Annotated in this window: 15 protein-coding genes; 5 read left to right on the plus strand and 10 right to left on the minus strand. The window is 70.0% G+C overall.

From position 1 onward, the window contains the following. The first annotated feature begins 11 nt into the window (after positions 1 to 11). Positions 12 to 500 carry a MarR family winged helix-turn-helix transcriptional regulator gene (locus tag ACMW4R_RS11120; RefSeq protein WP_418299951.1) on the plus strand — a complete coding sequence of 163 codons (489 nt, stop codon included), beginning with the start codon at positions 12 to 14 and terminating at the stop codon, positions 498 to 500. A 426-nt stretch (positions 501 to 926) separates the two neighbouring features. Here the strand turns inward: ACMW4R_RS11120 and hrpA are convergent, their stop codons facing one another. From hrpA to ACMW4R_RS11170, 10 genes are all read right to left on the minus strand, one after another. After that, positions 927 to 5,120, minus strand: coding sequence for an ATP-dependent RNA helicase HrpA (hrpA, locus tag ACMW4R_RS11125; RefSeq protein ID WP_418299952.1), 4,194 nt, complete (start codon positions 5,118 to 5,120; stop codon positions 927 to 929). A gap of 325 nt (positions 5,121 to 5,445) precedes the next feature. Next, positions 5,446 to 6,603, minus strand: coding sequence for a glycoside hydrolase family 3 N-terminal domain-containing protein (locus tag ACMW4R_RS11130; protein WP_418299953.1), 1,158 nt, complete (start codon positions 6,601 to 6,603; stop codon positions 5,446 to 5,448). Positions 6,604 to 6,744: 141 nt separating this feature from the next. After that, a complete protein-coding gene (locus ACMW4R_RS11135; RefSeq protein ID WP_418299954.1) occupies positions 6,745 to 7,986 on the minus strand; it encodes an LCP family protein in 1,242 nt (413 codons plus the stop codon). Between the two features lie 92 nt (positions 7,987 to 8,078). Continuing rightward, positions 8,079 to 9,251 (minus strand): ABC transporter substrate-binding protein, encoded by a 1,173-nt coding sequence (locus ACMW4R_RS11140; protein WP_418299955.1) that lies wholly within the window; start codon positions 9,249 to 9,251, stop codon positions 8,079 to 8,081. A gap of 72 nt (positions 9,252 to 9,323) precedes the next feature. After that, on the minus strand, positions 9,324 to 10,106 hold the full coding sequence (locus ACMW4R_RS11145; protein WP_058596935.1) for an ABC transporter permease: 783 nt from the start codon (positions 10,104 to 10,106) through the stop codon (positions 9,324 to 9,326). Next, positions 10,103 to 10,897 carry an ABC transporter ATP-binding protein gene (locus ACMW4R_RS11150; RefSeq protein WP_058596936.1) on the minus strand — a complete coding sequence of 265 codons (795 nt, stop codon included), beginning with the start codon at positions 10,895 to 10,897 and terminating at the stop codon, positions 10,103 to 10,105. Before ACMW4R_RS11150 ends, ACMW4R_RS11145 begins: the two co-directional genes overlap by 4 nt. Further along, positions 10,894 to 11,847, minus strand: coding sequence for an ABC transporter permease (locus ACMW4R_RS11155; RefSeq protein WP_058596937.1), 954 nt, complete (start codon positions 11,845 to 11,847; stop codon positions 10,894 to 10,896). The genes ACMW4R_RS11150 and ACMW4R_RS11155 overlap by 4 nt, the downstream gene beginning before the upstream one ends. Before the next feature lie 7 nt (positions 11,848 to 11,854). Continuing rightward, the gene (locus ACMW4R_RS11160) at positions 11,855 to 12,883 is read right to left on the minus strand and encodes a TIGR03842 family LLM class F420-dependent oxidoreductase (protein ID WP_058614504.1); all 1,029 of its coding nucleotides are present in this window, start codon (positions 12,881 to 12,883) and stop codon (positions 11,855 to 11,857) included. A gap of 11 nt (positions 12,884 to 12,894) precedes the next feature. Continuing rightward, a complete protein-coding gene (gene hydA, locus ACMW4R_RS11165; protein WP_058614503.1) occupies positions 12,895 to 14,331 on the minus strand; it encodes a dihydropyrimidinase in 1,437 nt (478 codons plus the stop codon). A 1-nt stretch (position 14,332) separates the two neighbouring features. Then, positions 14,333 to 15,181, minus strand: coding sequence for a nitrilase-related carbon-nitrogen hydrolase (locus ACMW4R_RS11170; RefSeq protein ID WP_058596940.1), 849 nt, complete (start codon positions 15,179 to 15,181; stop codon positions 14,333 to 14,335). Positions 15,182 to 15,316: 135 nt separating this feature from the next. On the opposite strand from ACMW4R_RS11170, the gene ACMW4R_RS11175 reads away from it, so the two are divergent. The 4 genes from ACMW4R_RS11175 (at position 15,317) to ACMW4R_RS11190 (ending at position 26,302) form a co-directional block, all read left to right on the plus strand. Beyond that, positions 15,317 to 16,711, plus strand: coding sequence for an aminotransferase class I/II-fold pyridoxal phosphate-dependent enzyme (locus tag ACMW4R_RS11175; RefSeq protein ID WP_418299956.1), 1,395 nt, complete (start codon positions 15,317 to 15,319; stop codon positions 16,709 to 16,711). Between the two features lie 50 nt (positions 16,712 to 16,761). After that, positions 16,762 to 17,598: an aldo/keto reductase gene (locus tag ACMW4R_RS11180; RefSeq protein ID WP_418299957.1), complete on the plus strand. Its 837-nt coding sequence runs from the start codon at positions 16,762 to 16,764 to the stop codon at positions 17,596 to 17,598. A gap of 19 nt (positions 17,599 to 17,617) precedes the next feature. After that, on the plus strand, positions 17,618 to 19,435 hold the full coding sequence (locus tag ACMW4R_RS11185; protein WP_418299958.1) for a thioredoxin domain-containing protein: 1,818 nt from the start codon (positions 17,618 to 17,620) through the stop codon (positions 19,433 to 19,435). Between the two features lie 231 nt (positions 19,436 to 19,666). Continuing rightward, positions 19,667 to 26,302, plus strand: a complete 6,636-nt coding sequence (locus ACMW4R_RS11190; protein WP_418300263.1) for a PA14 domain-containing protein — start codon at positions 19,667 to 19,669, stop codon at positions 26,300 to 26,302. The last annotated feature ends 5 nt before the right edge of the window (positions 26,303 to 26,307 follow it).

Consider the following 26,307-nt stretch of genomic DNA (forward strand, 5'->3'; position numbering starts at 1 on the left):
TCATGGATGCCATGACCGACCACGTCGATGAACTCGTCGCGCAGTGGGCTGCCGAGCGTCCCGACGTCGATGCCTCGCCGATGCAGATCATCGGGCGGATGAGCCGCATCGTCGACCGCCTCGAGGCCGAGTTGCTCGTCGTGTTCCGGCGCTACGGCCTGGGCGAGGGGGAATTCGACATCCTCGCGGCGCTCCGTCGGAGCGGCGAGCCCTTCGCGTGCGCACCCGGCGAGCTCGCGCGGCACACGATGGTGACCACCGGCGCGGTGACCAAGCGCGTCGACCGGCTCGTGGCATCCGGGTTCGTGTCGAGAAGCGCGAGCGACGACGACGGCCGCGGTCGAGTGGTGTCGCTCACGCCGGCGGGCCGGCGGATCATCGACGAGGCGCTGGTCGCCCACGTCGAGAACGAGGAGCGCCTGCTGTCGGCGCTCCGTCCGGCCGACCGTCGTGCGCTGGAGGCGCTGCTGCGCAACTGGGGGTCTGCCCTCGGCGTGTAGGCGCTGAGGCTGTGCTGACGCTTCCGGTGCCGCCGCCGTGCCCGCGCTTGTTTGCCCCTATTTGTCGTGCGGCGCATGCTCCGGCGACCACGTGCGGCAAGTCACGCCCCGACGCCGTCGCGCCCGTCCCTGGTTTGCCTCAATTTGACGTTCGGCGCACGCTCGTTTGACCACGTGCGGCAATTGACGCCCCGACGCCGTCGCGCCCGCGCCTGGTTTGCCTCAATCTGACGTTCGGCGCATGCCAGGGCGACGAAGTGCGGCAAATGAGGATTGCCGACGCCGGCGCGCCCGCGCCTCAGTTGCCCATGTTTGTCGCGTGGCGCGTGCTCAGGCGACGAATTGCGGCAACTCACGCACGTGTCTTCCGCTACGACAAGCCGCCCGCACGGGCGATCGCCTCGCACGGCGCATCCCGCGCGCGACTCACGCGCCCTTCAGCGCCTTCGCGATGCGCTGGATCGACACGGGTTCCGCCGTGCCGAGGCGCTGGGCGAACAGGCTCACGCGCAGCTCCTCCAGCAGCCACCGCGTCTGCACGAGGTTCGCGGGTGCGTCGGCGGGAAGCGGCATCGTGCCCCCGGTCTCGACGAAACCGGCGGCGGCGCGCTCGTACTCGGTCATGCGCTGGCGGTCGCGGCCCGGGTTGTCCGAGAGCGTCTTCACCCGCTCGAGCGCACCGGCGAGATACCGGGGGTAGTGCTGCAGGCGTGGGATGCCGGTGCGCGAGAGGAAGCCGGGGAACAGCAGCCCCTTCACCTGGCCCCGCACGTCGTTGAGCGCTCCGAGGAGCGTCATCGATGCGGCATCCTTCATCGCCCTCTCGACCTCGCGCTGCGCGAGCAGGATCTTCGCCGCGAGCGACACCGTCTGGAACGTGCGCTCCACCGAAACGGAAGAGAACGCGTCGCGCACCCGATCGAAGTCCCCTCGGGTGCGCACGGCGCCGTCGCGCCCGAGGATGTCGTCGGCCAGGGCCACGCGCGCATCCTCGATCAGGGCCTTCGCGTTCTGGTACGGGGATGCCGCGAGCGCGAGCTTCTCGTTCGCGGTGAGGTGGTCGAGAACGTAGGTGGCGGGGGAGGGGACGGCCAGCAGCATCAGGCGACGGATGCCGGCCCGCGTGAGCCGCGCGGCGTCTTCAGGCGTCGCCTCGACGCGAAGATCGACGCTGTCGCCCTCGTCGACGAGCGCCGGATAGCCGCGTACGACGCCGCCGGCGACGGGGGTGTCGACGACCTCGGTGAGCTCGTCGAGGTCCCAGGTGGTGAGCTTCGTGCGCGAAGCGAAAGCGGGGGAGGCCTGGGCGACCTTCGCGGCCCTCTGCGGGGGCCGAGAGATCGTCGACTCGACGCTGGAGCGGGCCCGGTCGGCCAGTCGTCGCTGCAGCGCGCCGAGGTCGCGGTCGCTGCCGACCGCCCGGCCCCGGGCATCGACCGCCCGGAACGAGGGGAGGAGGTGCGCGGGAACGCGCTCGAGCTCGAAGTCGGCCGCGCTCACCCGCTGGTTCGCGACGCGCTGCACCAGGGCGGCGAGGGCGTCGACGAGCGTCGTTTTCGGGAGGCCGTTCGCGTGCTCGGGGCCCTTCTCGGCGAGTTCGGCCGAGAACTTCTCCGCCCAGTCGGCGGCCGGCACCACGTTGCGGCGGATGGTCTTCGGCAGGGCGCGAAGCAACGCGGTGACGAGCTCGTCGCGCATGCCGGGCACCTGCCAGTCGAAGCCGTCGGGGCGCAGCTGCGCGAGCAGGGGCAGCGGCACGACGACCGTCACGCCGTCGTCGGGGGCGCCCGGCTCGAAGCGATACGCGAGGTTCAGGGTCTGATCGCCCTGCCGCCAGCGCGCGGGGAAGGCCCGGTCGTCGCCCTGCGCTCGGTCTCCGGTGAGGTCGGACTCGCGCAGGTCGAGCAGGTGCGGTGTGCGGTTCGAGGCATCCTTCCACCAGGTCTCGAACGAGCGGACGTCGGTGACGTCGGCGGGAATTCGGGCGTTGTAGAACGCGAACACCGCTTCATCGCCGATGAGGATGTCGCGGCGGCGCTCGCGCTCCTCGATCTTCTCGAGCAGGCGGCGCTGCTCGACGTTGCGGCGGAGGAACGCCGTGAGGCGCTTGTCGAGGACCGAGGGGTCCCACTCGCCCTCGACGAGGGCGTGCCGCACGAACATCTCCCGGGCGAGAGGGCGGTCGAAGCGCGCGAGCTGGACGCGACGCCGGCCGACGAGCTCGACACCGAACAGCGTGACCTTCTCGTACGCGGCGGCGGAGCCGGCATCCTTCGACCAGTGCGGCTCGCTCAGCGAGCGCTTCACCAGGTCGGGGGCGAGTTCCTCCGCCCACGCGGGGTCGACGGCGGCGACCGTCCGCGCGAACAGGCGCGAGGTCTCGACGAGCTCGGCGGCCATCACAGCCGAAGGACGCTTCTTCTTCAGCCCCGAGCCGGGGAAGATCGCGAACCGCGCGCCGCGGGCGCCGATGTACTCGCCCTTGACGGGGCGTGCGTCGCCCGGGGTCTTGCGGTCCTTGGCCTGCGCCATCGTGCGCGGATCCAGGATGCCGATGTGCGACAGCAGTCCGGACAGGATCGCGCGGTGGATGGCGTCGCCGGCGGCGTGGCCCTCCGGCGCGTCCCCCGAGGACCCTCGTCCCACTTCTGACGGTGCGTGTCCCGAATTGTGCTGCTTCGAGCGCTCCGCACCGGCCATAAGTGGGACATGGTTCTTCGCGCCGCGCCCGCCGGAGCCGCCGCGCCCACCCCCACCGGAGCCGCCGCGCTCGACCGAGGCGCCCAACGAGCGCAGCTGCCGGTGCACGTCGACCCACTCGCGCACGCGCACGTAATTCAGATGCTCGCTCCGGCACAGGCGCCGGAACGCGCTCGAGCCGAGCTCGGCCTGCTTCTCCTGCAGGTACTCCCACAGGTTCAGCAGCGAGAGGAAATCGCTGGTCGGATCGGTGAACCGGGCGTGGAACCGGTCGGCCTCCTCGCGGCGGTCCTCGGGGCGCTCGCGCACGTCCTGGATCGACATGCCGGAGACGATCGCGAGGACCTCGGCCGAGACGTCGTTTCGGCGCGCCTCGATGAGCATTCGCGCGAAGCGCGGGTCGATCGGCAGCCGCGCGATCTCGCGGCCGATCTCGGTGAGGCGGGGGCCGTCTTCGCGCCCGCCACCGCGCGAGGGGTCGCGATCGGGCCGGTCGTCGCGGGAGCGTGCCCCCGGCGCCGGCAGCTTCACCGCACCGAGCTCGACGAGCAGGTCGAACGCCGCCTTCACACCGCGCGAATCGGGCGGGGTCAGGAACGGGAAAGCCTGGATGTCGCCGAACCCGAGCGAGAGCATCTGCAGGATCACGGATGCCAGCGACGTGCGCAGGATCTCGGGTTCGGTGTACTCCGGCCGACGCAAGAAATCGTCCTCGGAGTAGAGGCGGATCGCGACACCGGGCGACGTCCGCCCCGCGCGACCGGATCGCTGCTGCGCCGAGGCCTGGGACACGGCCTCGATCGGCAGCCGCTGGATCTTCGACCTGTTGCTGTACCGCGAGATGCGGGCTGTGCCGGTGTCGACGACATACCGGATGCCGGGGACGGTGAGACTCGTCTCGGCGACGTTGGTGGCCAGGATGACGCGGCGGCGCACGCCCGCGACGGTCGAGCGCTCGAAGACGCGGTGCTGCTCGGCGGCGGACAGGCGCCCGTACAGGGGGAGGACCTCTGTCGGCGCGGCGTCCTTCTGATACGCCCCGCGGATGGCATCCGCCGCATCCCGGATCTCCGCCTCACCGGGGAAGAACACGAGCACGTCGCCCGCGGGCTCCCGGTCGAGTTCCCTCAGGGCCGCGACGACGGCCCCGACCTCGTCGGCGTCGTCGCCGTCGCGCGTCGCGCGGGCCGAACTCCTGACTTTCTGCGGCGCTGCGACCCCGCGGCCACGGGATGTCGCGGCGTCGGAGCCGTCGGCATCCGGATCCTCAGGAGTTTCGCCCGCACCGTCGGCGCCATCCAGCGGCCGGTACCGGATCTCGACCGGATAGGTCCGCCCCGACACCTCGATCACGGGCGCCGGCACCGGCTCGCCGCCCGGCTCGGCGGGCGGCGCGGCGAAGTGGCGCGCGAAGCTCTCGGGGTCGATCGTCGCCGAGGTGACGATGACCTTGAGGTCGGGGCGCTTCGGCAGGATGCGGCGGAGGTATCCGAGCAGGAAGTCGATGTTGAGCGAACGCTCGTGCGCCTCGTCGACGATGATCGTGTCGTAGCGGCGCAAGAGCCGGTCGCGGTGGATCTCGTTGAGCAGGATGCCGTCGGTCACGAGCGCTACGCGGGTGTCGGCCGACACCTTGTCGGTGAAGCGCACCTTGTACCCGACGGTGGAGCCGAGGGGGACCTGCATCTCTTCGGCGATGCGCTCGGCGATCGTGCGCGCGGCGATGCGGCGCGGCTGCGTGTGCGCGATCGAGGTGCGGCCGAGCTCGAGGCAGATCTTCGGCAGCTGCGTGGTCTTGCCCGATCCGGTCGCGCCCGCGACGATCACGACCTGGTTGTCACGGATGGCGCGCGCGATCTCGTCCCGCGCGGCGCTGACGGGCAGCTCGGGCGGGTAGACGATCACAGGTTCGACGGACACAGCCTTCCAGCCTATCGCGGGGTGGCGCCTCCGCGTCCGGCCCCGACCGTTCGTGTCAGCGCGTGAGTTGTCGCGATTGGTCGCGTCGGGCGGGGTGTGGCGCACATATGCGGCAAGTCAGTATGACGTTCGAGTGCCCGCGGGGCGTTCGTTTGCCGCGAGTGGCCGCGTCGCGTGGGGGGTGGCGCACATATGCGACAACTCAATGTCGGGTCGTGTGAGTTTCGCGAGCGGAGAGGGCGGCTTCGACCCGCGTGGATTGCCGCAGTGTGTCGCTTCGGAGGGTGGAGAAGCGACGTTTTCCGGCAGATGACGCGGAGGGGCGTCAGGGCATCGCGGCCTTCGCTGCCAGGATCCGGGTCACCGCCGCATCCACCTTCGCGGCGAACGCGCTGTCGTTCTGCGCCTTCGACAGCACGGCCTGGCGCATCTCGGGGTAGACCGACGAATCGGCCGAGACCAGCAGCAGGTCGATCCCCGCCTCGACGGCGAGTGTTGCGCGGTCGGCGGGCGACCACGCCTGCACCTGTTGCGCGGCGGAGAGGTCGTCCGTGGTCACGACTCCGTCGAAGCCGACCGTGTTGCGGAGCACGCCGACCACCGTGGGCGAGAACGCTGCGGGCGCCGAGGAGTCGATCTTCTCGTAGATCGCGGTCGACAGCATGACCACGGCGGGTCCCTCCGGCAGCACCGTCGAGTACACGCCGACGTCGGCGCCGTCGGCCGTGACGAAGTCGTCCGTCACCCCGGCGGTCGTGTCGGTGTTGTCGCCCACGTGCCCGAGCCCGGGGAAGTGCTTGAAGGTCGGAAGCACGCCGCCGTCGCGCATCCCGGCGGCGAACGCCCCGGCCTTGGCCGCCACCGTCGCCCCGTCGTAGCCGTACTCGCGCTCGAGTTCGCCGATCGGCGGGTTGCTCTGCGCCGTCTCGGGGCTCGTGACGATGTCGGCGACGGGAGCGAGGTTCATGTTCACGCCGGCTTGCGCGAGCTGCCCGCCCCAGGTCGCGGCGTTGCTGCGCAGGGTCGCGTCGTCCTGCTGCCCCTGGTCGACCGCGGAGGGGATCTCATCGAACCCGGGGCCGCTCAGCACCTGGACCTCGCCGCCCTCCTGATCAGTGGACACCCACAGCAACGGTTGACCCGCGGCCTGCGCCGAGGTGAATGTCGACACGAGCTGGGCGGTCGCCTGCGCGCCGGCATCCGATCTCCCGTGCAGGAAGATCCCGCCGATGTGATCGTCCGCGACCGCCGAGAGGGTGGTCTGGTCGGCTCCCTCGACGGACGTGCCCACCATGAACATCTGCCCGACTCTGTCGTCGAGGCTCATCCCCGCCAGCGGGTCGGCCGTGGGCGTCGGCGTGGGTGTCGGTGAGGGAGAGGGGGATGCCGTCGGACTCGGCGTCGGAGCGGGCTCGGGGACGCACCCGGTGAGCGCGAGCGCGGTGAGCACGAGAAGGGCGGAGGTCCGTGTGGCGGTCTTCACCCTCCGATGTTCTCGCACGAACGACCCGGACCGCCGCCCCTTGCGCGCGGGTCTTGCCGCTCCCGCTCGCCGGGCCGCGGCTGCATCCGGCGCATGAGCTCGCCTGCGCCGACCCCAGCCCTCGCTGTCCGCGCGCGCGTCTCAGCCGCGCCCCACCGAACACGTCGCCTGGTCGGCCTTGCTCCCGCTGACGTTCCCCGGCAGTTCGACGACCTCGGGACCGGGGGTGGCATCCGTCGCGCCCGGGGTGGGGGTCTCGGGCGCCGTGGGCTCGGCCGTGGGTGCCGAGGGGTCCAGCGTCACGCCCTCGTTCGCGCCGAGCTCACCGGTGAGGGCGATCGGCGCGTTGCGGGCGAGGGCGTCCCACAACACGGCGGCACCGTCGAGGTCGGGAACGACCTTGTCGCTGTCGTCGGGGTCGGTCAGCACGGGGTACTGCACGAACGTGGTGTCGCTGAGCGGAACGTCCTTGAGGGTGTACGCCAACTGTGCGATGCGAACGGGATCGGCCAGACTCTCGCTCGGGGTGACGTTGTTGACCGCGGTGTTCGCGAGCGCCAGCAGGGTTCCGGGGTTGGAGAGCACCTCTTCGCTGCGCACCTTGTTGAGCAGCCGCGAGAGGTACTGCTGCTGGTTGCCGATGCGGGCGAGGTCGCTGCCGTCGCCGATGCCCTTGCGGGTGCGCAGGAACGCCAGGGCGTCGTATCCCTGGACGACGCGCGGGCCGGGCTCCCAGTTGATCCCGGCGTCGTAGTCGTTGATGCCGTCGCCGCCGATGCACACCTCGACGCCACCGACGGCGTCGGTGATGTTCACGACGTTGCCGAAGCTCACCTTCGCGGCGAAGGGGATCTGCTGACCCGTGAGGTTCGACACCGTGCTGGCCACGCACGCGAGGCCGCCGGCCTCGTACGCCGTGTTGATCGACGCCTTCCACGCCCCGGACGACACCGAGCCGTCCTCGTTGGTGCACTCCGGGATCTCGAGCCGCAGGTCGCGTGGGAACGAGACCACCGTCGCGCGGCGTGGAGCCTCCGACACGTGCACGAGGAGGTTGACGTCGTTCCGGATGCCCTCGGCCTCTGGATCGCTGCAGCGTTCGCCGAAATCGTCCTTGACCTGGTCGTCGCACTCGTCGGTTCCGACGATGAGCACGTCGAACGCGCCCGCGTACTCGCTCAGCGACGGGGCTTGCGAGGGGGCGTCGGGGAGCGGCACCGCGGCCTCCTGCAGGCGCTGCGACAGCATCCAGGCGTAGACGCCGCCGACGGCGACCGCGGCGACGACGGCCACGGTGAGGCCGATGGCGAGCAGTTTCAGTCCTCGGCGCCAGCCCGAGTCGGGGCGGCGGCGGGCGTGAGCGGCGGAGGGTTCGGGGGGCACGGCGTCAGTAAACCACGCCGCTCGCAAAGAACCCCGGACGTGCGCGACGGGGCGGCCGATGGCATCCGGCCGCCCCGCGCGTGCGTGTGGTGTTACTGACCGCCCTCGGTGAGGGTCACGTCGATCGGCGTGTATTCACCGTCGACGGTGACGCCCTCGTCCTTCAGCTCGGACAGCGCCTTGTCGATGTACTCGTTCGAGTACGCGGAGTCGGCCGGCTCGGTCGTGATGAGGTTGAGGCCGTCCTGGTTGACCGCCTTCAGCGCGCCGTGGACCGTCTTGTCCCACGCGGCGGAGTCGATCGTGCCGAAGTCGCCGCCGGTCCAGATGAGCTTGTTGACCTCGTTCATCTGCCACAGCTGGTGCACGGGTCCCACGGGGAACGCGTTCACACCGGGAGCCGTCGCGGCCTTGTAGGTGATGTCCGCCGCCTCGGTGGGGTTGTCGCGGGCGAAGACCCAGCCCTTCGTCACGGCCTTGAGGAAGCGCGTGGCGGCGTCGGCGTACGCCGGGTCGTCGGAGAGACGCTTCGTGTCGGCCCAGATCGCGTCCTGCAGCATGGCGCCGGCGGTGTCCTGGTACGAGATGACGTTGATGTCGTCCATCGTGTAGAGCTTGCCGGTGGCGGGGTTCACCGTCTCGAGCAGCTGCGCGAGCTCGTTGTACGTCATCGCCTGGGCGGCATCCACGTCCTTGTCGAGGAGTGCGTTCATCGAGAAGTCCTGCGTGGTGATCTTCACCGTCGAGGCGTCGAGACCCTTGTCGGCCATGGCGGCGAAGATCTCCCACTCGTTGCCGAAGCCCCACGAGCCGATGCGCTTGCCCTCGAAGTCGTCGACCGAGGTGATGCCGGAGTCCTTCCACGACACCTGGGTCGTGCCGGACTTCTGGAACACCTGCGCGATGTCGGTGAGCTCGACGCCCTGGTTCTCCATCGTGCCGAGGACCTTCGGGACCCAGGCGACGGCGAAGTCCACGTCTCCGGCGACCAGCGCGTCCTGCGGAACGATGTCACCGCCCGAGGGGACGACGTCGACCTTGTCGAAGCCCTCCTCCTGGAAGTAGCCCTTGTCGAGGGCGACGTAGTACCCCGCGAACTGCGCCTGCGGCAGCCACTGCAGCTGGAGCTTCACCGAGGTGAGAGGCGTGAAGTCGGCGTCGGATGCCGCGGGTGCGGAGCTGCCGCCGGAGCAGGCGGAGAGCGCGAGGGCGGCGACGCTGACGCCGGCGATCGCGCCGAGCGTGCGTCGGATGCTGTGTCTCATGGAAGGTCCTTCCGGTTCGGGTGGAGCGTGTGTCGGGTGGTGCAGGCTCTTTCGTCGTGGGGTGGATGCAGATCAGCTGCGCGCGCGTCCCGCACCGAGACGGCGCGCGACGAGGCGTTCGAGCAGTGAGGTGACGAGGAAGAAGACGAGGCCGATCACGATGCCTCCGCCCACGAACGCCCAGGCGAGCGAGGCACGTCCGGACTTGGCGTAGGTGGCGATCGCGGTACCGATGCCGTCGGCGGGTCCGCCGAAGTACTCGGCGACGAGGGCTGAGATGACGGCGAGGGATGCCGCGACCCGCACGCCCGTCACGAGGTACGGCAGGGCCGTCGGCAGCGTGAGACGGAGGAACGTCTGCCCTCCGCTTGCGGCGGTGGCGCGGAAGAAGTCGCGCTGGACGGGGCGGGTCTGACGGAGACCGCGGAGCGTGTTGACGAACACGGGCACGAACGCGGCGATCGCGGCGACGGCCTGCCGGCCGAACTGGCTCGACGCGCCGAACATCGTGTTGAAGATCGGCGTGAGGGCGACGATCGGCACCACGGCGAGGGCCGCGACCAGCGGTGCCGTCATGCCGTCGACGGGGCGCCAGGTCGCGGCGAGGGCGGCGAGCAGGATCGCGAGCAGGCTGCCGGCGAGGAGGCCGACGAGCGCGTTGGTGCCCGTGATGCCGGCCGCCTCGGCGATGAGGCCGAAGCGCTCGACGAACTCGGTGACGACCGCGAACGGATCGGGCAGCATCCGCGGGGCGCTGCCCGAGGCGACGAAGGCGTACCAGGCGGCGAGTCCCGCGATGCCGACGACGATCGGGGCGAGCAGGCGTGCCCAGCCGGGGAGGCGGACGGCGTTCATCGCTCGTTCGCCCGCTGCACGGGCGAGCCGTGGAGTGCTTCGCGCACGGCGGTCACGCGGGCGAAGTACTCGGGGGACTCGCGGAGGAGGTCGTCGCGGGCGCGACCCGGGCGCGTGTCGACGACGTCGGTGATGCGTCCGGGGCGCGGGCTCATCACGACCACCCGGTCGGAGAGGAACACGGCCTCGGGGATCGAGTGGGTGACGAACACCACCGTCGCCCCCGTCTCGGCGGCGATGCGGGCGAGCTCACTCTGCAGACGCTCGCGGGTCATCTCGTCGAGAGCGCCGAACGGCTCGTCCATCAGCAGCAGCTTCGGGGAGGCCGCGAGGGCACGGGCGATCGCGACGCGCTGTTGCATGCCGCCGGACAGCTGGTCGGGGTATCGCCCGACGAAGTCGGTGAGACCGACGAGTTCGGCGAGCTCGGCGACGCGGGCCTCCCGGCGGGCGCGGGTCCACCGGTGCAGTTCGAGAGGCAGCGCGATGTTCGCCGCGACGGTACGCCAGGGGAGGAGACCCGCCTGCTGGAACGCGATGCCGTAGTCCTGGTCGAGTCGCGCTTGCCGTGCCGTCTTGCCCGCGAGGGTCAGCTCGCCGCTCGTCGCGGTGTCGAGGTCGGCGATGAGGCGCAGCAGCGTCGACTTGCCGCAGCCGGAGGGGCCGATGAGCGAGACGAACTCGCCGGCCGCGATGTCGAGGTCGACGTCGGTCAGGGCGATCACCTCGCCCCCTGCGCTCGGGAAGACCTTTCCGAGCCCGCGGGCTCGAACAGCGGTGTCGGTGGTCATGCGGTGTCCTCCCCGCGACGGAAACGATGAAGGGCCACGCCGACCAGGGCGACGCCGCCGGCGGCGACGAGTCCCATCACGACGGTGCCGAAGGTGGGTGCCCAGGGCGCGGCGGGGTCGGAGGAGGCCTGCCCCGCGAGCTGGATGAGCATGCGGCCGATCCCGCCGCGCAGACCGATCGACACCTCCGCGACGACGGCACCGACGACGGCGGATGCCGCGGCCAGACGCAGAGCGGGCAGCAGGTGCGGCACGGCGGCGGGGAGCCGCAGGTGCACGAGGGTCTGCCACCACCCGGCGGAGCTCGCGCGCATGAGGTCGAGGTGCAGGGCATCGGGGGCCTCGAGCCCGCGGAGCATGCCGACCGCGACGGGGAAGAACGCGAGGTACGACGCGATCAGCGCCACCGAGAACCATTGCGGCCACGGGAAGCCGGAGCGGTCGATCTGCGTGCCGAGCGCATTCACCACCGGTGCGAACGCGATGAGCGGCACGATCTGGCTCACGACGATCCACGGCAGGAGTCCCGCCTCGACCAGACGCCAGCGCTGCATCGCGATTCCCAGCAGCGACCCGACGACCACCCCGATCAGCCACCCGAGGGCCGCGAGACCGAGAGTCGTACCGGCAGCTTGCACCACGGACAGCAGCAGCGGCGGCGTCTCTCCTCCGCTGGTCGGCGCGAACATCCGCGCGATCATGTCCCACACGTGCGGCATGGCGCGGTCGTGCGTCCGGGGGAGCAGGATGACGCCCGACCCGGCGGATCCGTCCCCGCCCACGGTCACGCCGTCAGCGGGACCGAGGAACTTGTACAGCTCCCAGAGGGCGATGACTGCCGCCACCCCGGCCGCGCCCCAGCCGATCCGGGCCGCCGCGGTGCGTCCGCGCGTGGACGCGACCCTTCCGACGACCGCTGTCTCGCCCGGCGTGACGACCTGATCGGTCACGGGGCGCTCACCGCTTCGCCGTGACGTGCTCGGACAGGGCGGGGATCACCGTCTCGCCGTACACCCGCATCGTCTCCTCCTTGTTGTCGTGCTGGAGGTAGCCGGCGAACTGCGTGACGCCCAGCGCCCGCAGCTTCTCGAGCTTGGCGATGTGCTCCTCGGCGGTGCCGAGCACGCAGAACCGCTCGACGATCTCGTCGGGCACGAAGTCGACGTGGTCGTTGTCGCTCTTGCCGTGCGAGTTGTAGTCGTAGCCCGTCCGGCCCGCGATGTAGTCAGTCAGCGCGGCCGGCACGTCGGAGCCCTCGCCGTACTTCGCGACGATGTCGGCGACGTGGTTGCCCACCATCCCGCCGAACCACCGGCACTGCTCGATCATGTGCGCGCGCGATTCGGGGGTGTCCTCACCGATGTACATGGGCGCGGCCACGCAGAAGGCGATCTCGTCGGGATCGCGGCCGACGTTCTCGGCGGCCTGGCGGACCGTTTTGATCATCCACTCGGCGATGTCGAGGTCAGCGAGCTGCAGGATGAAGCCGTCGCCCACCTCGCCGGTGAGCTTGAGCGCGAGGGGGCCGTAAGCGGCGACCCACACGTCGAGCTTCGACCCGCGGCTCCACGGGAACTGCAGGGTCGCGCCGTTGTACTCGACGGCGCGGGAGTTGCCGAGTTCGCGGATGACGTGGATCGACTCGCGCAGCGCCTTCAGCGTCGTCGGACGCCCGTTCGTCACTCGCACTGCGGAGTCGCCGCGGCCGATGCCGCAGATCGTGCGGTTGCCGTACATCTCGTTCAGGGTCGCGAACGTGGATGCCGTGACGGTCCAGTCGCGGGTCGCGGGGTTCGTCACGAACGGTCCGACGGTGACTCGTCGCGTCGCGGCGAGGATCGCGGAGTGCACGACGTACGGTTCCTCCCACAGCAGGTGCGAGTCGAAGGTCCAGACGTGGCTGAAACCGTGCGCTTCGGCCAGCTGCGAGAGCTGGATCGTGCGGGCCGCGGGCGGGTTGGTCTGCAGGACGACGCCGAAATCCATGGGGTCCCCTCTCAGACCAGGTACTGGCTCAGGCCGCGCTTGACGAAGCGCCCGTCGCCCTTGGCGCCGATGTAGGCGCCGTCGTCGACGACGACCTTGCCGCGCGAGATGACGGTGTCGACGTGCCCGTCGATCTCGTAGCCCTCCCACGCGGAGTGGTCCATGTTCATGTGGTGCGTCTTGCCCACCCCGATGGACGTGTGCCCGGCCGGGTCGTAGACGACGATGTCGGCATCCGCTCCCGGGGCGATGACGCCCTTCTTGCCGTACATGCCGAACATGCGCGCCGGCGTCGTGCTGGTCAGCTCCACCCAGCGCTCGAGCGTGATCTGACCGGTCACGACACCCTGGTACATGAGGTCCATGCGGTGCTCGACCGAGCCGATGCCGTTGGGGATCGCACGGAAGTCGCCCTGGCCGAGCGTCTTCTGGTCCTTCATGCAGAAGGGGCAGTGGTCTGTGGACACCATCTGGATGTCGTTCGTGCGCAGCGCCTGCCACATGTGGTGCTGGTGGCCCTCGTGCTTCGAACGCAGCGGCGTGGAGCACACCCACTTCGCGCCCTCGAAGTCGCCCCACTCCTCGCTCGACGCCCCGAGCTGGTCTTCGAGCGACAGGTAGAGGTACTGCGGGCACGTCTCCCCGAACACGTTCTGTCCGTTGTCGCGCGCCCACGCGAGCTGCTCGACGGCCTGCTTCGCGCTCACGTGCACGACATAGAGAGGTGCGCCGGTGAGGTTCGACAGCATGATCGCGCGGTGCGTGGCCTCCTCTTCCATCTGCCACGCGCGCGCGACGCCGTGGAAGTACGGCGAGGTCTTGCCCTTCTCGATCAGCTGCTCGGCGAGCACGTCGATGACGGGCCCGTTCTCGGCGTGCATCATCGTCAGGAGCCCGGTGTCGGCGGCGACCTGCATCGCGCGCAGGATCTGCGCGTCGTCGGCGTAGAAGACGCCCGGGTACGCCATGAACATCTTGAAGCTCGAGATGCCCTCGTCGATCAAGCCGGGCAGGGCGGCGAGGGAGTCGGCATCCACCCCTCCGACGATCTGGTGGAAGCCGTAGTCGATCGCGCAGTTGCCGGCCGCGAGCTCGTGCCAGTGCGCGAGTCCGTCCTGGACGCGCTCGCCGGCGCGCTGCACCGCGAAGTCCACGATCGTCGTCGTCCCGCCCCAGGCCGCGGCGCGGGTGCCTGTCTCGAAGGTGTCCGACGCGCTCGTGCCGCCGAAGGGCAGCTGCATGTGGGTGTGCGCGTCGATGCCGCCGGGGATCACGTACTTGCCGGTCGCGTCGATGACGGTGTCGACGGATGCCGCGAGGTCATGGCCGAGGAGCGTCGAGCCCGGCGCGAGCACGGCGGCGATCGTCTCGCCGTCCAGCAGCACGTCGGCGGCGCTGCGCCCCGTCGCCGAGACGACGGTGCCGCCCGTGATGAGGGTGGTCGCCATCTCAGGCCTCCACGATCTCGCCGTAGGTGTCGGGCCGGCGGTCGCGGTAGAACTGCCAGTCGTCGCGCATCTGCTGCACGAGGTCCATGTCGAGGTCGCGGATGAGCACCTCCTCGTGCTCCGATGAACCGACCGCTCCGACGTGGTTGCCCCGCGGGTCGATCACCTGGCTCGTGCCGTAGAAGGTGACGGCATCCTCGCCGTACTCGTTGTCCTCGCGGCCGACACGGTTCGGCTGCAGCACGAAGTAGCCGTTGGCGACCGCGGCGCACGGACCCTCGACCTCCCACAGGCGGTTCGACAGTCCGGGCTTGGTCGCGTTGGGGTTGAACACCATGTGCGCGCCGTTCAGGCCCAGCTCGCGCCATCCCTCGGGGAAGTGGCGGTCGTAGCAGATGTACATGCCGACCTTGCCGACCGCGGTCTCGAAGACGGGGTAGCCGAGGTTGCCCGGGCGGAAATAGAACTTCTCCCAGAACTTGTCGAGGTGCGGGATGTGGTTCTTGCGGTAGCTGCCGAGCACGGTGCCGTCGGCGTCGACGAGCACGGAGGTGTTGTAGTAGACGCCGGTCTGCGCCTCCTCGTAGATGGGCAGCACCGACACCACGCCGAGCTCCTTCGCCAGGGCGGCGAAGCGCTGCACGATCGGTCCGTCGACCGGCTCCGCATAGCGGTAGTACTTCTGGTCCTGGGTGATGCCGAAGTAGGGGCCGTAGAACAGCTCCTGGAAGCACACGACCTCGGCGCCCTGCGCCGCGGCATCCCGCGCGAACTGCTCGTGCTTGTCCAGCATCGATGCCTTGTCGCCGGTCCAGGTGGTCTGCGTGATCGCGGCGCGTACCGTCGTCATGGTGCCCTCGTTCCTCCCGGGCCGTCGTGGCTCGATTCCGTCGCTGCCGACGGGCGAGGACCCGGTTCTGTTACTGTCGCGCCTGAACATTTCTCCACGATTTCCACGAGTGACACCGCCGTAAATTGGGGGCCCATGATCCCGCCCGACTCCTTCGTCGAGCGCACGTCGGCCGGCCTGGCCGCCGAGATCGCGCGGCTCGTCAGCGACGGGACGCTCGCGCCGGGGGAACGACTGCCCACGGTCCGCGACGTCGCCGCCGCTCTCGGGGTGTCGACGGGAACCGTCGCGTCGGCATGGCGTGCGCTCGCCGACGCGGGAGTCGTGTTCTCGCGCGGCCGTGCCGGGACGTTCGTCCGCGCCGAGCGGCGGGAGTGGCTAAGCCCCCGGGTGCAGGGGATGTCGGCCGCCCGCGTCCCCGGCGCCCCGCGGGGCCTCGGGGCCGGGCGCGACGTCGCGGCGCTGCGCCTCGACCTCTCGCTCGGTACTCCGGACCCCTCGATGCTCCCCTCCATTGAGCGCGCACTCGCCCTCGCCCGCCCGCGCGCCGACACCGGGCGGTACCACGACCTCCCGGTGCTCCCCGACCTTTACGACGTTCTCCGCGAGCAGTGGCCCGTGCGCGGTGTCGAGGAGCTCACCGTCGTCGACGGCGCCCTCGACGGCATTTCGCGAACGCTCGACCAGGTGGTGCGCTTCGGCGACCGCGTCGCGGTGGAGTCGCCCGGTTTCCCCTACTTCTTCGACCTCATCGAGGCCGCCGGCGCGGTGCCGGTGACGCTCGAGTCCGACACCGACGGTGTGATTCCGGCATCCCTCGCCCGTGCTCTCGCGCTCGGACCCTCGGCCGTCCTGCTCCAGCCGCGCGCGCAGAATCCGACCGGAGTGTCGATGTCATCCGAGCGCGCACGTCGACTCGCGAACGTGCTCCTGAGCGTGCCCGGCGGCACCCGCGTCACGGTGATCGAAGACGACCACTCCGCCCTCATCGCGAGCGCGCCGCCGGTGACCCTGGCGCTCTGGCTCCCGGCTCAGGTCGTCCACGTGCGCGGGTTCTCGAAATCGCACGGCCCCGATCTGCGCATCGCGGCCCTCGGCGGACCGTCGGCGATCGTCGATCGGATCGTCCGCCGGCGCATGCTCGGCCCCGGCTGGACGTCGCGGCTCCTGCAGTCGGTGTTGTTCGAGCTGCTCACCGACCCGCGCTCCACCGCGCCGGTGCGCACGGCGCGCCTGATCTATCGCGACCGTCTCGACCGTCTGGCCGCAGCCCTCCGCCGTCTCGGCATCGACGTCGGCGACCCCGACGGCATCAATCTCTGGATGCCGGTCCGCGACGAACGTGCCGCACTCGTGCACGCGGCTGCCGAGGGGATCGGCATCGCCGCCGGGTCTCCATTCGTCGTCGACCCGGAGACCTCGCCGTCGGGTGGGGACCGCGTACGGGTGACGGCCGGATCGGTCGTCGAGAACGTCCGGCTCGTCGCCGAGGCGCTCGCCCGCGCGGCCTCGGCCGCACCGCTGGCGTAGACGCGTCAACCCCGGAGCCGAGGTCGGTGAGGGCTTCTAGGGTTGAACGCATGACCGTTCCTTTTGTGCAACTCAACGACGGAAACTCCATCCCCCAGCTCGGCTACGGCGTGTTCCTCGTGCCCGCCGACGACGCCGAGCGCGCCGTGTCCGAGGCTCTCGAGGTCGGCTACCGCCACATCGACACCGCCGCGATCTACAAGAACGAAGAGGGCGTCGGCCGTGCGATCGCCGCGAGCGGCATCCCGCGCGACGAGCTCTTCGTCACGACCAAGCTCTGGAACGACCGGCACGACGGCGACGAGCCGCTCGCCGCGATCGACGAGAGCCTGCAGAAGCTCCAGCTCGACGCCGTCGACCTGTACCTGATCCACTGGCCGACGCCGAAGAACGACAACTACGTCCACGCGTGGCAGAAGATGATCGAGATCCGCGACGCCGGCAAGGCCCGCTCGATCGGCGTCTCGAACTTCCTCGTGCCCCACCTCGAGCGCATCGTCGCCGAGACGGGCGTGACCCCCGTGGTCGACCAGATCGAGCTGCACCCCGCCCTCAGCCAGCGCGAGATCGCGGCGTGGGGTCAGGAGCACGACATGCACATCGAGTCGTGGGGTCCCCTCGGCCAGGGTAAGTACGACCTGTTCGAGATCCCCGCGGTGAAGGATGCCGCCGAGGCCCACGGCAAGAGCCCCGCTCAGGCCGTGCTGCGCTGGCACATCCAGCACGGCTTCATCGTGTTCCCCAAGTCGGTGCGCCGCGAGCGCCTCGAGGAGAACTTCGACCTGTTCGACTTCGAGCTCACCGCCGACGAGATGGCCGCGATCGACGCCATCGACCCGGGCGACGACTCGGGCCGCGTGGGCACGCACCCCGACGACCTGAACTGACGTCGGGCGCCCCGCGCGTATGAACCGCCTCGCGAACGCCTCGAGCCCCTACCTGCGCCTCCACGCCGACAATCCCGTCGAGTGGTTCCCGTGGGGGCCCGAGGCGTTCGCGCTCGCGGCCGCGAGAGACGTCCCCGTGATGATCTCGATCGGCTACAGCACCTGCCACTGGTGCCACGTCATGGCGCGCGAGTCCTTCCAGGACGCCGAGACCGCCGGCGTCCTGAACGACGGCTTCGTCTCGATCAAGGTCGACCGCGAAGAGCACCCCGACGTGGATGCCGCCTACCTCGACGCCGCCTCCGCCTTCACCCCGCACCTCGGCTGGCCGCTGACGGTGTTCGCGAGCCCAGAGGGTCGCGTCTTCTACGCGGGCACGTACTTCCCGCCCGTGCCCCGGCCCCCGCAGCCGTCGTTCCGCCAGGTCCTCGCCGCGGTCCGCGAGGCGTGGACCGAACGGCGGAGCGAAGTGGATGCCACCGGCTCCTCGCTCCGCGACGCTCTGGCCGCTGCGGCCACCGCCCCCGCCGACGCACCGCCCACCCTCGAGAAGCTCGCCGCTGCCGCTCGCACCGTGGTCGCCCGTGAGGACCGCGAGTACGCCGGCTTCGCGGCCGGTCCCGCGTTCGAGACCCCGAAGTTTCCCACCACCCCCGTGCTGAGGTTCCTGCAGCACCCCGCGCTCGCGTCCGACGTGCCGGATGCCGCGGCCGTGGCGTCCCGTGCCCTCGCCGCCATGGCGGCATCCGATCTGCACGACACCGTCGAGGGCGGCTTCTTCCGCTACGCCACCCGCCGCGACTGGAGCGTGCCGCACTACGAGCGCATGCTCACCGACAACGCCGGTCTCGTCGAGGTCGCCCTCGCCGCCGGCGACGAGGCCACCGCGACCGACGCGGCCCGCTTCCTGGTCGACGTCCTGCAACTGCCGTCGGGCGGCATCGCCGCGGCGCAGGACTCCGAGTCGGTCATCGACGGCGTCCGCAACGAGGGCGGGTACTACCGCGTCGCCGACCGTTCGGCGCTGCAGCCCCCGGCTCTGGATGCCAAGGTCGTCACCGGCTGGAACGGCCACGCGATCGCCGCCCTCGCGGCCGTGGGTTCGCGCACCGACCCACGCTTCCTCGAGGCCGCCCGCTGGGCGGCCGACGCCGTGCTCGAGAGCAACGTCGCCGACGACGGGACGCTCCGCCGCGCCTCGCTCGACGAGATCCGTTCCGCCGCCCCGGCGACGCTCGAGGACTACGGCGGGCTCGCCCGCGGTCTGCTCGCCCTCGCGCGGGCGACGGGCGAAGTGGCCTACGCCTCGCGGGCGCGCGCGCTGGTCGACGTGTGCCTCGGCGACGACGGCATCCATCCTCCCGGTGGGGGAGACCCGGTGCTCCTCGCTCAGGGGATGCAGCCGCACGGCGTCCCGAGCGACGGCGCCTCGCCCTCGGGGCCCTCGGTCTTCGCCGCAGCCGCCCTCGACCTCTGGCGGCTCGGCGCGGGGGAGCAATACCGAGCCGCCGCCGAGACGCTCGTCCGCGCGGCGGCGGACGGCGCTCTGGCGACGCCGCTCGCGCACGGTGCGATCCTCGAGGTGGCGGTGGGACTGGCATCCGCTCCCCGTCAGGTGGTCGTCGTCGGCGAGACGGATGCCGAGATCGCCGACGCCGCCCGACGCGTCGCCGCCGACGTGGTCGCGGTGGTCACACCGGAACAGGCGGTGGCGTTCACGGCGAGCGGATTCGAGCTGTTCGAGGGCAAGAGCGCCCTCGGCGGCGAGGCGACGGCCTACGATTGCCGCGCGTTCACGTGCGCGCTGCCGACGACGGATCCGGCGCGGCTGGTCTGACGCGCGGGGCCGGTGGCTGAGTCCCGAGGGCGAACACCGGATGCCGCCCGCCCGGCGCGCGGGTGAAAACGCCCGCCGCGCGCCGCGGAACGACGGGGAGCACCGCCGAACCTGGGAAAACGTGATGCCTAACCTCGGCGCAGCCTGAGTCGGCAGGCGACGTTCTCCGCCACGTCGGGCGGTTTCCGCGGGGTGGGCATGCGCTTCTCTTCTCGTTTCTGGTTGACCTCCGTGGTGGCCACGGTCTCCCTCGTCATCGGCGTGGCCGTTCCTCTCGATGCCGCGACGGCGCTCGCTCCGGCGACGCTTCGCCCCGCGGAAGTGCCGCACGAGGACACGGCCGCTCTCCCGTCGACCGATGAGGCCGCTCCTGTCCCTCAGCTGCCGGAGGGGTCTTTCGCCATCCCGTCCGACAAGACCCTGCCCCGCGACCGCGCCGAGGTCATCCCGGATCCGACGCCGCCGCCCGTCTCAGACGCCGTGGCCGAGTGGGAGAAGCGCTCCGTCGACACGTCCGGGCTTCGTCGTGTCGACGAGTCCGAGGATTCCACGCGGTACACGAATGCCTCCGGAGCCACGGTCACGCGCGTGTCGTCCGAGCCCGAGCGTGCGCGGGACGACAACGGCGAGTGGGCCGACGTCAACACTTCCGTCTCGCGCGATGGTGACGACTGGACCGTGCAGAACCACCCCCTCGATCCGGTCTTCCGTGGCGGGCGCGGACACGCCCCGTCCGTGGAGGTCTCACGCGACGGCCACGACGTTTCGTTCGCGCTCCTCGGCGCGGAACCGGGCGAGCTCGCCGCTCCGTACTGGTGGTGGGACGACTGGGAGGAGCTCACCTATCAGGACGTCTTCGGAAGTGCCGACCTGGAGTATCGCGTGGAGCCCGGTGCGGTCAAGGAGTCGCTCGTCCTGGATGCCGTGCCGACGAAGCGCTCGTCCTGGACCTGGCGGATCGACGCGGGCTCATTGACTCCGGCCCTCGGCGAGGCGGATTCCGTGATGTTCACCGATGCGGAGGGCACCGAGGTTCTGATGATCCCGACCCCCATCGCCACCGACTCGAGCGGGGTCGAGGGTGAGCGCGAGTGCGCCAGCACAGCGCTGAAGGTCTCGCTCTGGCAGGCGAGCGACCGGTCGTGGCGGTACACCGTCCGTGCGGACCGGACGTGGTTGAGCGATCCGGCGCGCGTGTACCCCGTACGGATCGACCCGACGATGAAGACCCCGAACGGCACCACCGCCTACAAGTCCGATGGAACGACGTGGTACGGCGCGCAGATGGTCGGCAACACCCGCGAGGGAAACCGTGACAAGTACTGGCGATCGGTGGTCTCGTACGACTACGGGAACCTGCCGGGGCAGTTCATCGCCGCCGCGACCATGGGGATCGATTACGACGACCACGGCACGACCTCGACGCAGACGGGGTGGGTGCAGCACGCGAGCGCCTTCTCGTACAACGGCATGGGCTCGCACCTCGGCTCCTACACCCTCGGGACCGACTGGACCGCTGTCGAGGGCGACGGGGTCGCGGCGCGACTCGCGAGCAATCTGCGCATCGGAGATCGTCCCGCGTTCATGATCGGCGGCTGGGAGGGCTCGTCCTACTCGTTCAAACACATCCAGTCTGCGCTGTGGGTGGAGTCGTGGGATTACCCGTCCGTCGGCGGATGGGGACCAGCCGACGGCGGGACGGGGATCTCGCTCACGCCGACTCTGGGGTTGAGGGCATCCAACCCGGGTAATCGCCCCCAGCAGTATCTCTTCGAGCTCGCTACCGATCCGGGCCTCACCGACAGGATCGCCATTCAGGGATGGGGAAGCGGAACGCAGTTCCCGATCCCCGCGGGACTGCTGCGAACCGGGACGTCCTACTACTGGCGCGTTTCGATGGTCGATGACCTCGACGGCCTCTGGGGTCAGTCGACCCTCTTCCGGTCACCGGTCTACAACTTCTCCACGAACGCCGTCCCGCTTCCGGATGCCACGACGGCGACGCCCGGCAGCCCCGTGACCGAGACCCCGGCCACGGTCACCACGTTGACGCCGACCCTTCGGGTGGGCGCTGTCGCTGACACCGACGGCACGGGCGGTTCGATGACGTACCAGTTCAAGATCGCGACGGGCCAGGATGCCAGGTCCGGGGCCGTCGTGACCTCGGGCTGGGTGACCGCCGTCGACGGCGTCGCTTCCTGGACGGTGCCGCCGGGCACGTTGCAGGACGGCGGCGTCTACTCGTGGACGGTCACGACGAATGATGGGCGAGACACCAACACCGAGAACGGCTGGGTACGCCGCCTCAGGACTGATCTCAGACTCGGGGCGTCCGGCCCGTCTCCCTACGACACCGCCGGCCCGGTGACGACGAACCTCGCCAACGGCAATGTCAATCTCTCATTCGCGTCGCCGACGGTGCAGGCGTTGGGCGGCGCGATGGGAATGTCGTTCACCTACAACTCGCAAGAGGTTCCCGGTGCGAACCGGGGTTTGACGGGGGAGTACTTCGACGCGCGCTCGGGCGGTGTCGCCCCGACGTCAGCAGCCGGCTACACCTTCACAGACAAGACCCCCGCGATGGTGCGGACCGACCCCGCCGTGTCGTTCCAATGGGGGAGCGGGGCACCGGCCGAGGCACTCCCGGCGGACCACTTCCTGGCGCGATGGACGGGGTTCCTCACGGTGCCCACGGATCTGATCGGTAAGTCGCTGCGTTTCGGCGCGACCCACGATGACGGTATCCGCCTCACATACGACGGGCAGAAACTCATCGACCGGTGGCAGGGCGGGGGATGGACCACTTCCGCGGACACCACGATCACGGGGGCGGGCGGGGCGAAGCCGATCCGGGTCGAGTACTACGAGGAGGTCGGCCTGTCGTACGTCGATCTCTGGGTGGAGTACACGCCCGACGGTGCGTCCTCTCCCGTCCGCATGAGCGTTGCACCCGACTGGTTCACGAAGCGCGTCACGACCCTGCCGCAGGGCTGGGGCGCCTCGGTTCCTCTCGCCGGGGCGTCGTCGAGCTGGGTTTCGGCGCAGCTCACGGATGCGTCGGTGGTGCTCACCGACACCACGGGTAAGGCGCACACGTACACGAAGGCCTCGTCCGGCGGCTACACCGCCCCGAGCGGGGAGTACGGCGTCCTGTCGCTCGACGGCAACGGCTGGGTCGTCTTCACCGATGAGGACGGCACGGTCTACCACTTCACGAAAGAAGGGCGCGTGGCCTCCGCCACCCCTCCCGAAGATGTTCGGAAGGCCGCGGCCCCGCAGAGCATCTTGAACGCCAACGGTGTCGCCACCGAGGTGGTCGACCCGGTGTCGAAGAGCGGAGATCAGTACACGCGCAAGGTCTCGTTCACCTATCAGAACGGCGACCGCTCCTCGTGCCCCGAACGCTCGGGAGCCGGCTACGGGAAGGCGCCGGTCGACTTGCTGTGCCGCATCTCGTACCCCGACGGTACGGAGTCGCGACTGTTCTACAACGGCAACGGTCAACTCGCGGCGATCCTCGATCCGGGCGACGAGCTGACGCTCTTCGGTTACGACGGTTCCGGCGGATTGCTGAGCCAGATCCGGGATGCCACCGCCAACGACAGCGTTCCTGTCCCGGTCGCGGCGGGTGCCGCCGACCCGGCTACGACCTCGATCACGTACGACGGCGCGCGTGCCACGGGGGTGACGCTGCCCGCGCCCGACGGCGTCAGCGCGAGCGCACGCCCGTCGCGCACGTATTCCTACGGTGATGGCCGCACCACGGTCTTGATCGCGGGCCTCCCCGGTGTCTCCCAGACCGTGACCTTCGACGCGGCGTGGCGCCAGACGGCATCCACGAGCGCGATGGGCGTCACCACGAGCCAGGAGTGGGACCCGGCGAAAGACCTCGTGCGTCGGACGACGGATGCCACCGGGCTCGTGTCTACGCGCGTGTACGACCGCACCGACCGCCCGGTGGCGGCGTATGGCGCAGCACCGGCGGCCTGTTTCGCATCCGACGGTCGACCGGTCGGGCAGCCTCTCGACGTAGGCGGCTGCGGCATCGTCCCGGCATCGAGCAGCTCCGTTTACGACGGCGGCCTGAAGGGTCTGCAGGCGGCGTACTACTCGAACACCGAGAAGCTCTCGGGTAAACCGGAGGCCTACGGTCTGGGGCTCGGGGGCGACTCTGGAGGGACCGTCGACCGCGACTGGGGAACCAACGCACCGATCGCGGGAGTGTCGAGCGATCACTGGTCGCTGCGGCTGACCGGCCTCGTCACCTTCCCCGAGGCGGGCACCTACCGACTCCGCACGACGAGCGACGACGGCGCACGGCTGTGGCTCGACGATGTGCTCATCATCGACCGCTGGGGCGCGCCGGCCGGCACCGATGGCACGAGTGCCGCCTTCACGGTCGCCGCGGGAGAAGTACGCCGTATCCGGATCGAGTACTTCGACATCACCTCTTCGGCCTTCCTGAGGCTGAAGTGGGCGACGCCGTCGAGCGGAGAGTTTGCGATCGTGCCCGGCGCGCAGCTCCGCCCCGACTACGGACTCGTGACGTCGAGAACGGTCGACGACGCGACGACCATCGCGGGCGCAGCGGCGCCGTCGATGACGACCGCGAACACGTACGCCGACCCCGTGGTCGGGCAAGTGACCGAGAGCACCGTCGACCCGGGTGGTCTGGCGTTGAAGAGCACCGCGTCGTTCGACCAGCTCAACGGCGCCGGCTGGTTGCGGCAGAAGTCGAAGGCTCTGCCCGCCGCGGCGGCATCCGGTTCGATCACGGATGCCAAGAGCACAACGCGCGCCTACTACGGCGACGCGGAGTCGTTGACGGAGGACACCTGTGGGGTGCCCGCCGGGACGAAGCAGTTTGGGATGTTGAAGTCCTCGACAGGGCCGACTCCGACGAGCGGCCCGGCGATCGTGACCTCGTACGTGTACGACGTCATGGGCCGCACGGCCGGCACGCGTGTCACGGGTGATGAGGCGTGGTCGTGCACGACGGTCGATGCGCGTGGGCGCACGGTGAAAGAGGTCTCGGTGGGTGGCGCGGGGGTTGCGACCGACACGGTCACGACCACGTACACGCCGACCTCTTCTGGTCTGACGGTGACGGTGGCCGGGTCGCCCGTGCCCGGGTCGAGCACCTCGGCGACGACGACCAAGACGGATCTTCTGGGTCGCGTGGTGTCGTACACCGATGTATGGGGTGTGGTCACGACGCCTGAGTATGAGCCGCTGACGGGTCGAGTGTTGCGTGTGACGACGGCGGGTCCGGGTGTGCCGTCGTCCACCACGGCGTTTGCCTATGATCGCGACGGCAAGACGACGACGGTGACCTTCAACGGTCAGGTGTACGCGGCGTCGTCGTTCGATGCGAAGCAGCGGCTTGCTCAGGTCGCGTACCTGGGCGGCTCGGCGCTGGGGGTGTCGTGGGATGACAAGCGCGGCACGGTGGGGTCGCAGACGTGGTCGTTCCCGTCGTCGGGGTCGATCACCGATGAGGTGACGCGGTCGGTGGCGGGTCGGATCGTGCGCGAGAGCGTGTCGCAGGGTGGTCGGGTCTTCGAGTCGACGTACGGCTATGACGCGGCGGGTCGGCTGGTGTCGGCGAGGATTCCGGGTCACGAGTTGTCGTATGAGTTCGCGTCGTCGGGTGGGTGCGGTCCGAACACCGCGGCTGGTGCCTCGGGTAATCGGACGCGGTTTGTCGATCGGTATACCGCGCCCGGGTCGTCTGCGGCTCTGGTATCGACGACGGAGTACTGCTACGACTGGGCGGATCGTCTGCTTTCGACCGGGGTGTCCGGCGCGGTGCCGGGGGTGTCTTCGGTCTCGGATGGACTCAGCTCTGGTGAGCTCGCGTATGACGTGCGGGGGAACACGACGCGGCTGGCGGATCTGTCGATCTCGTATGACGCCGACAATCGGCATGTCGCAACGAGCACGGCAGCGGGGTCGAGAGTTTCGCTGGTGCGGGATGGGTCGGGTCGTGTGGTGTCGCGGACGGTTGCTCTGGCGGGTGATGCTCCGGCGGTGACGTCGCGGTTTGTGTATGCCGGGGCGGGTGATTCTCCGTGGGCGGTTGTGTCGGGGGATGCCGGTGTGACGGTGTTCTTGTCTCTGCCTGGTGGGGTGACGGTCGATGTTCCCGTCTCGGGTGTGGCGTCGTGGTCGTATCCGTCGTTGCAGGGTCACACGCTGACGACGGGGGATGGTGCGTCGGCGTCGGGTGTGCAGGTGTATGACCCGTTCGGGCAGCCCCTCGATCCGGTGACTCTGGCGGTCGGGACGGCCGCGGCGAACGATGCGGGTTCGGTGAACGGCACGACGGGGTGGCATCAGGGCGCGCAGAAGCTGACCGAGTCGGTCGACTCGGCGCTGCTGATCGAGATGGGTGCGCGGTTGTATGTGCCGGCGCTGGGTCGGTTCTTGCAGGTCGACCCGGTCGAGGGCGGCGTCGACAACGACTACGTCTGGCCGACCGACCCGATCGGCAAGAACGACCTCAGTGGGCAGTTCGCAATAGCGGCGGCGGTCCCCCTGCTTGCCTTCGGGCCGTGGGGGTGGACCGCGCTGGCCGCCGTCGTGGTCGTCGTGGCCCTCGTAGCAATCGCATCTTCGCCGGGTTTCCAACGGGGGATAGCGTCGATGCGAAGCGGCATTATGGAGATGGCGCATCGCAAGAAGTCTGGGGCCCGCAACGCAGATCGACTTGGCCACGGAGCCGATAAGCAGGGGAAGGCCCCCGACAAACACACGAACGCTCAGAGTCACGGCGGCCGTCAGAAACCAAATTTCAAGTCAAACCAAAATAAGCGCAACGGCGGATTCTCCTCGAGGCGAGCGCCATACCAGAGGTTTGCGTGGTGACCAAT

Source organism: Microbacterium sp. S1037, assembly GCF_048381605.1.
Lineage (GTDB): Bacteria > Actinomycetota > Actinomycetes > Actinomycetales > Microbacteriaceae > Microbacterium > Microbacterium testaceum_B.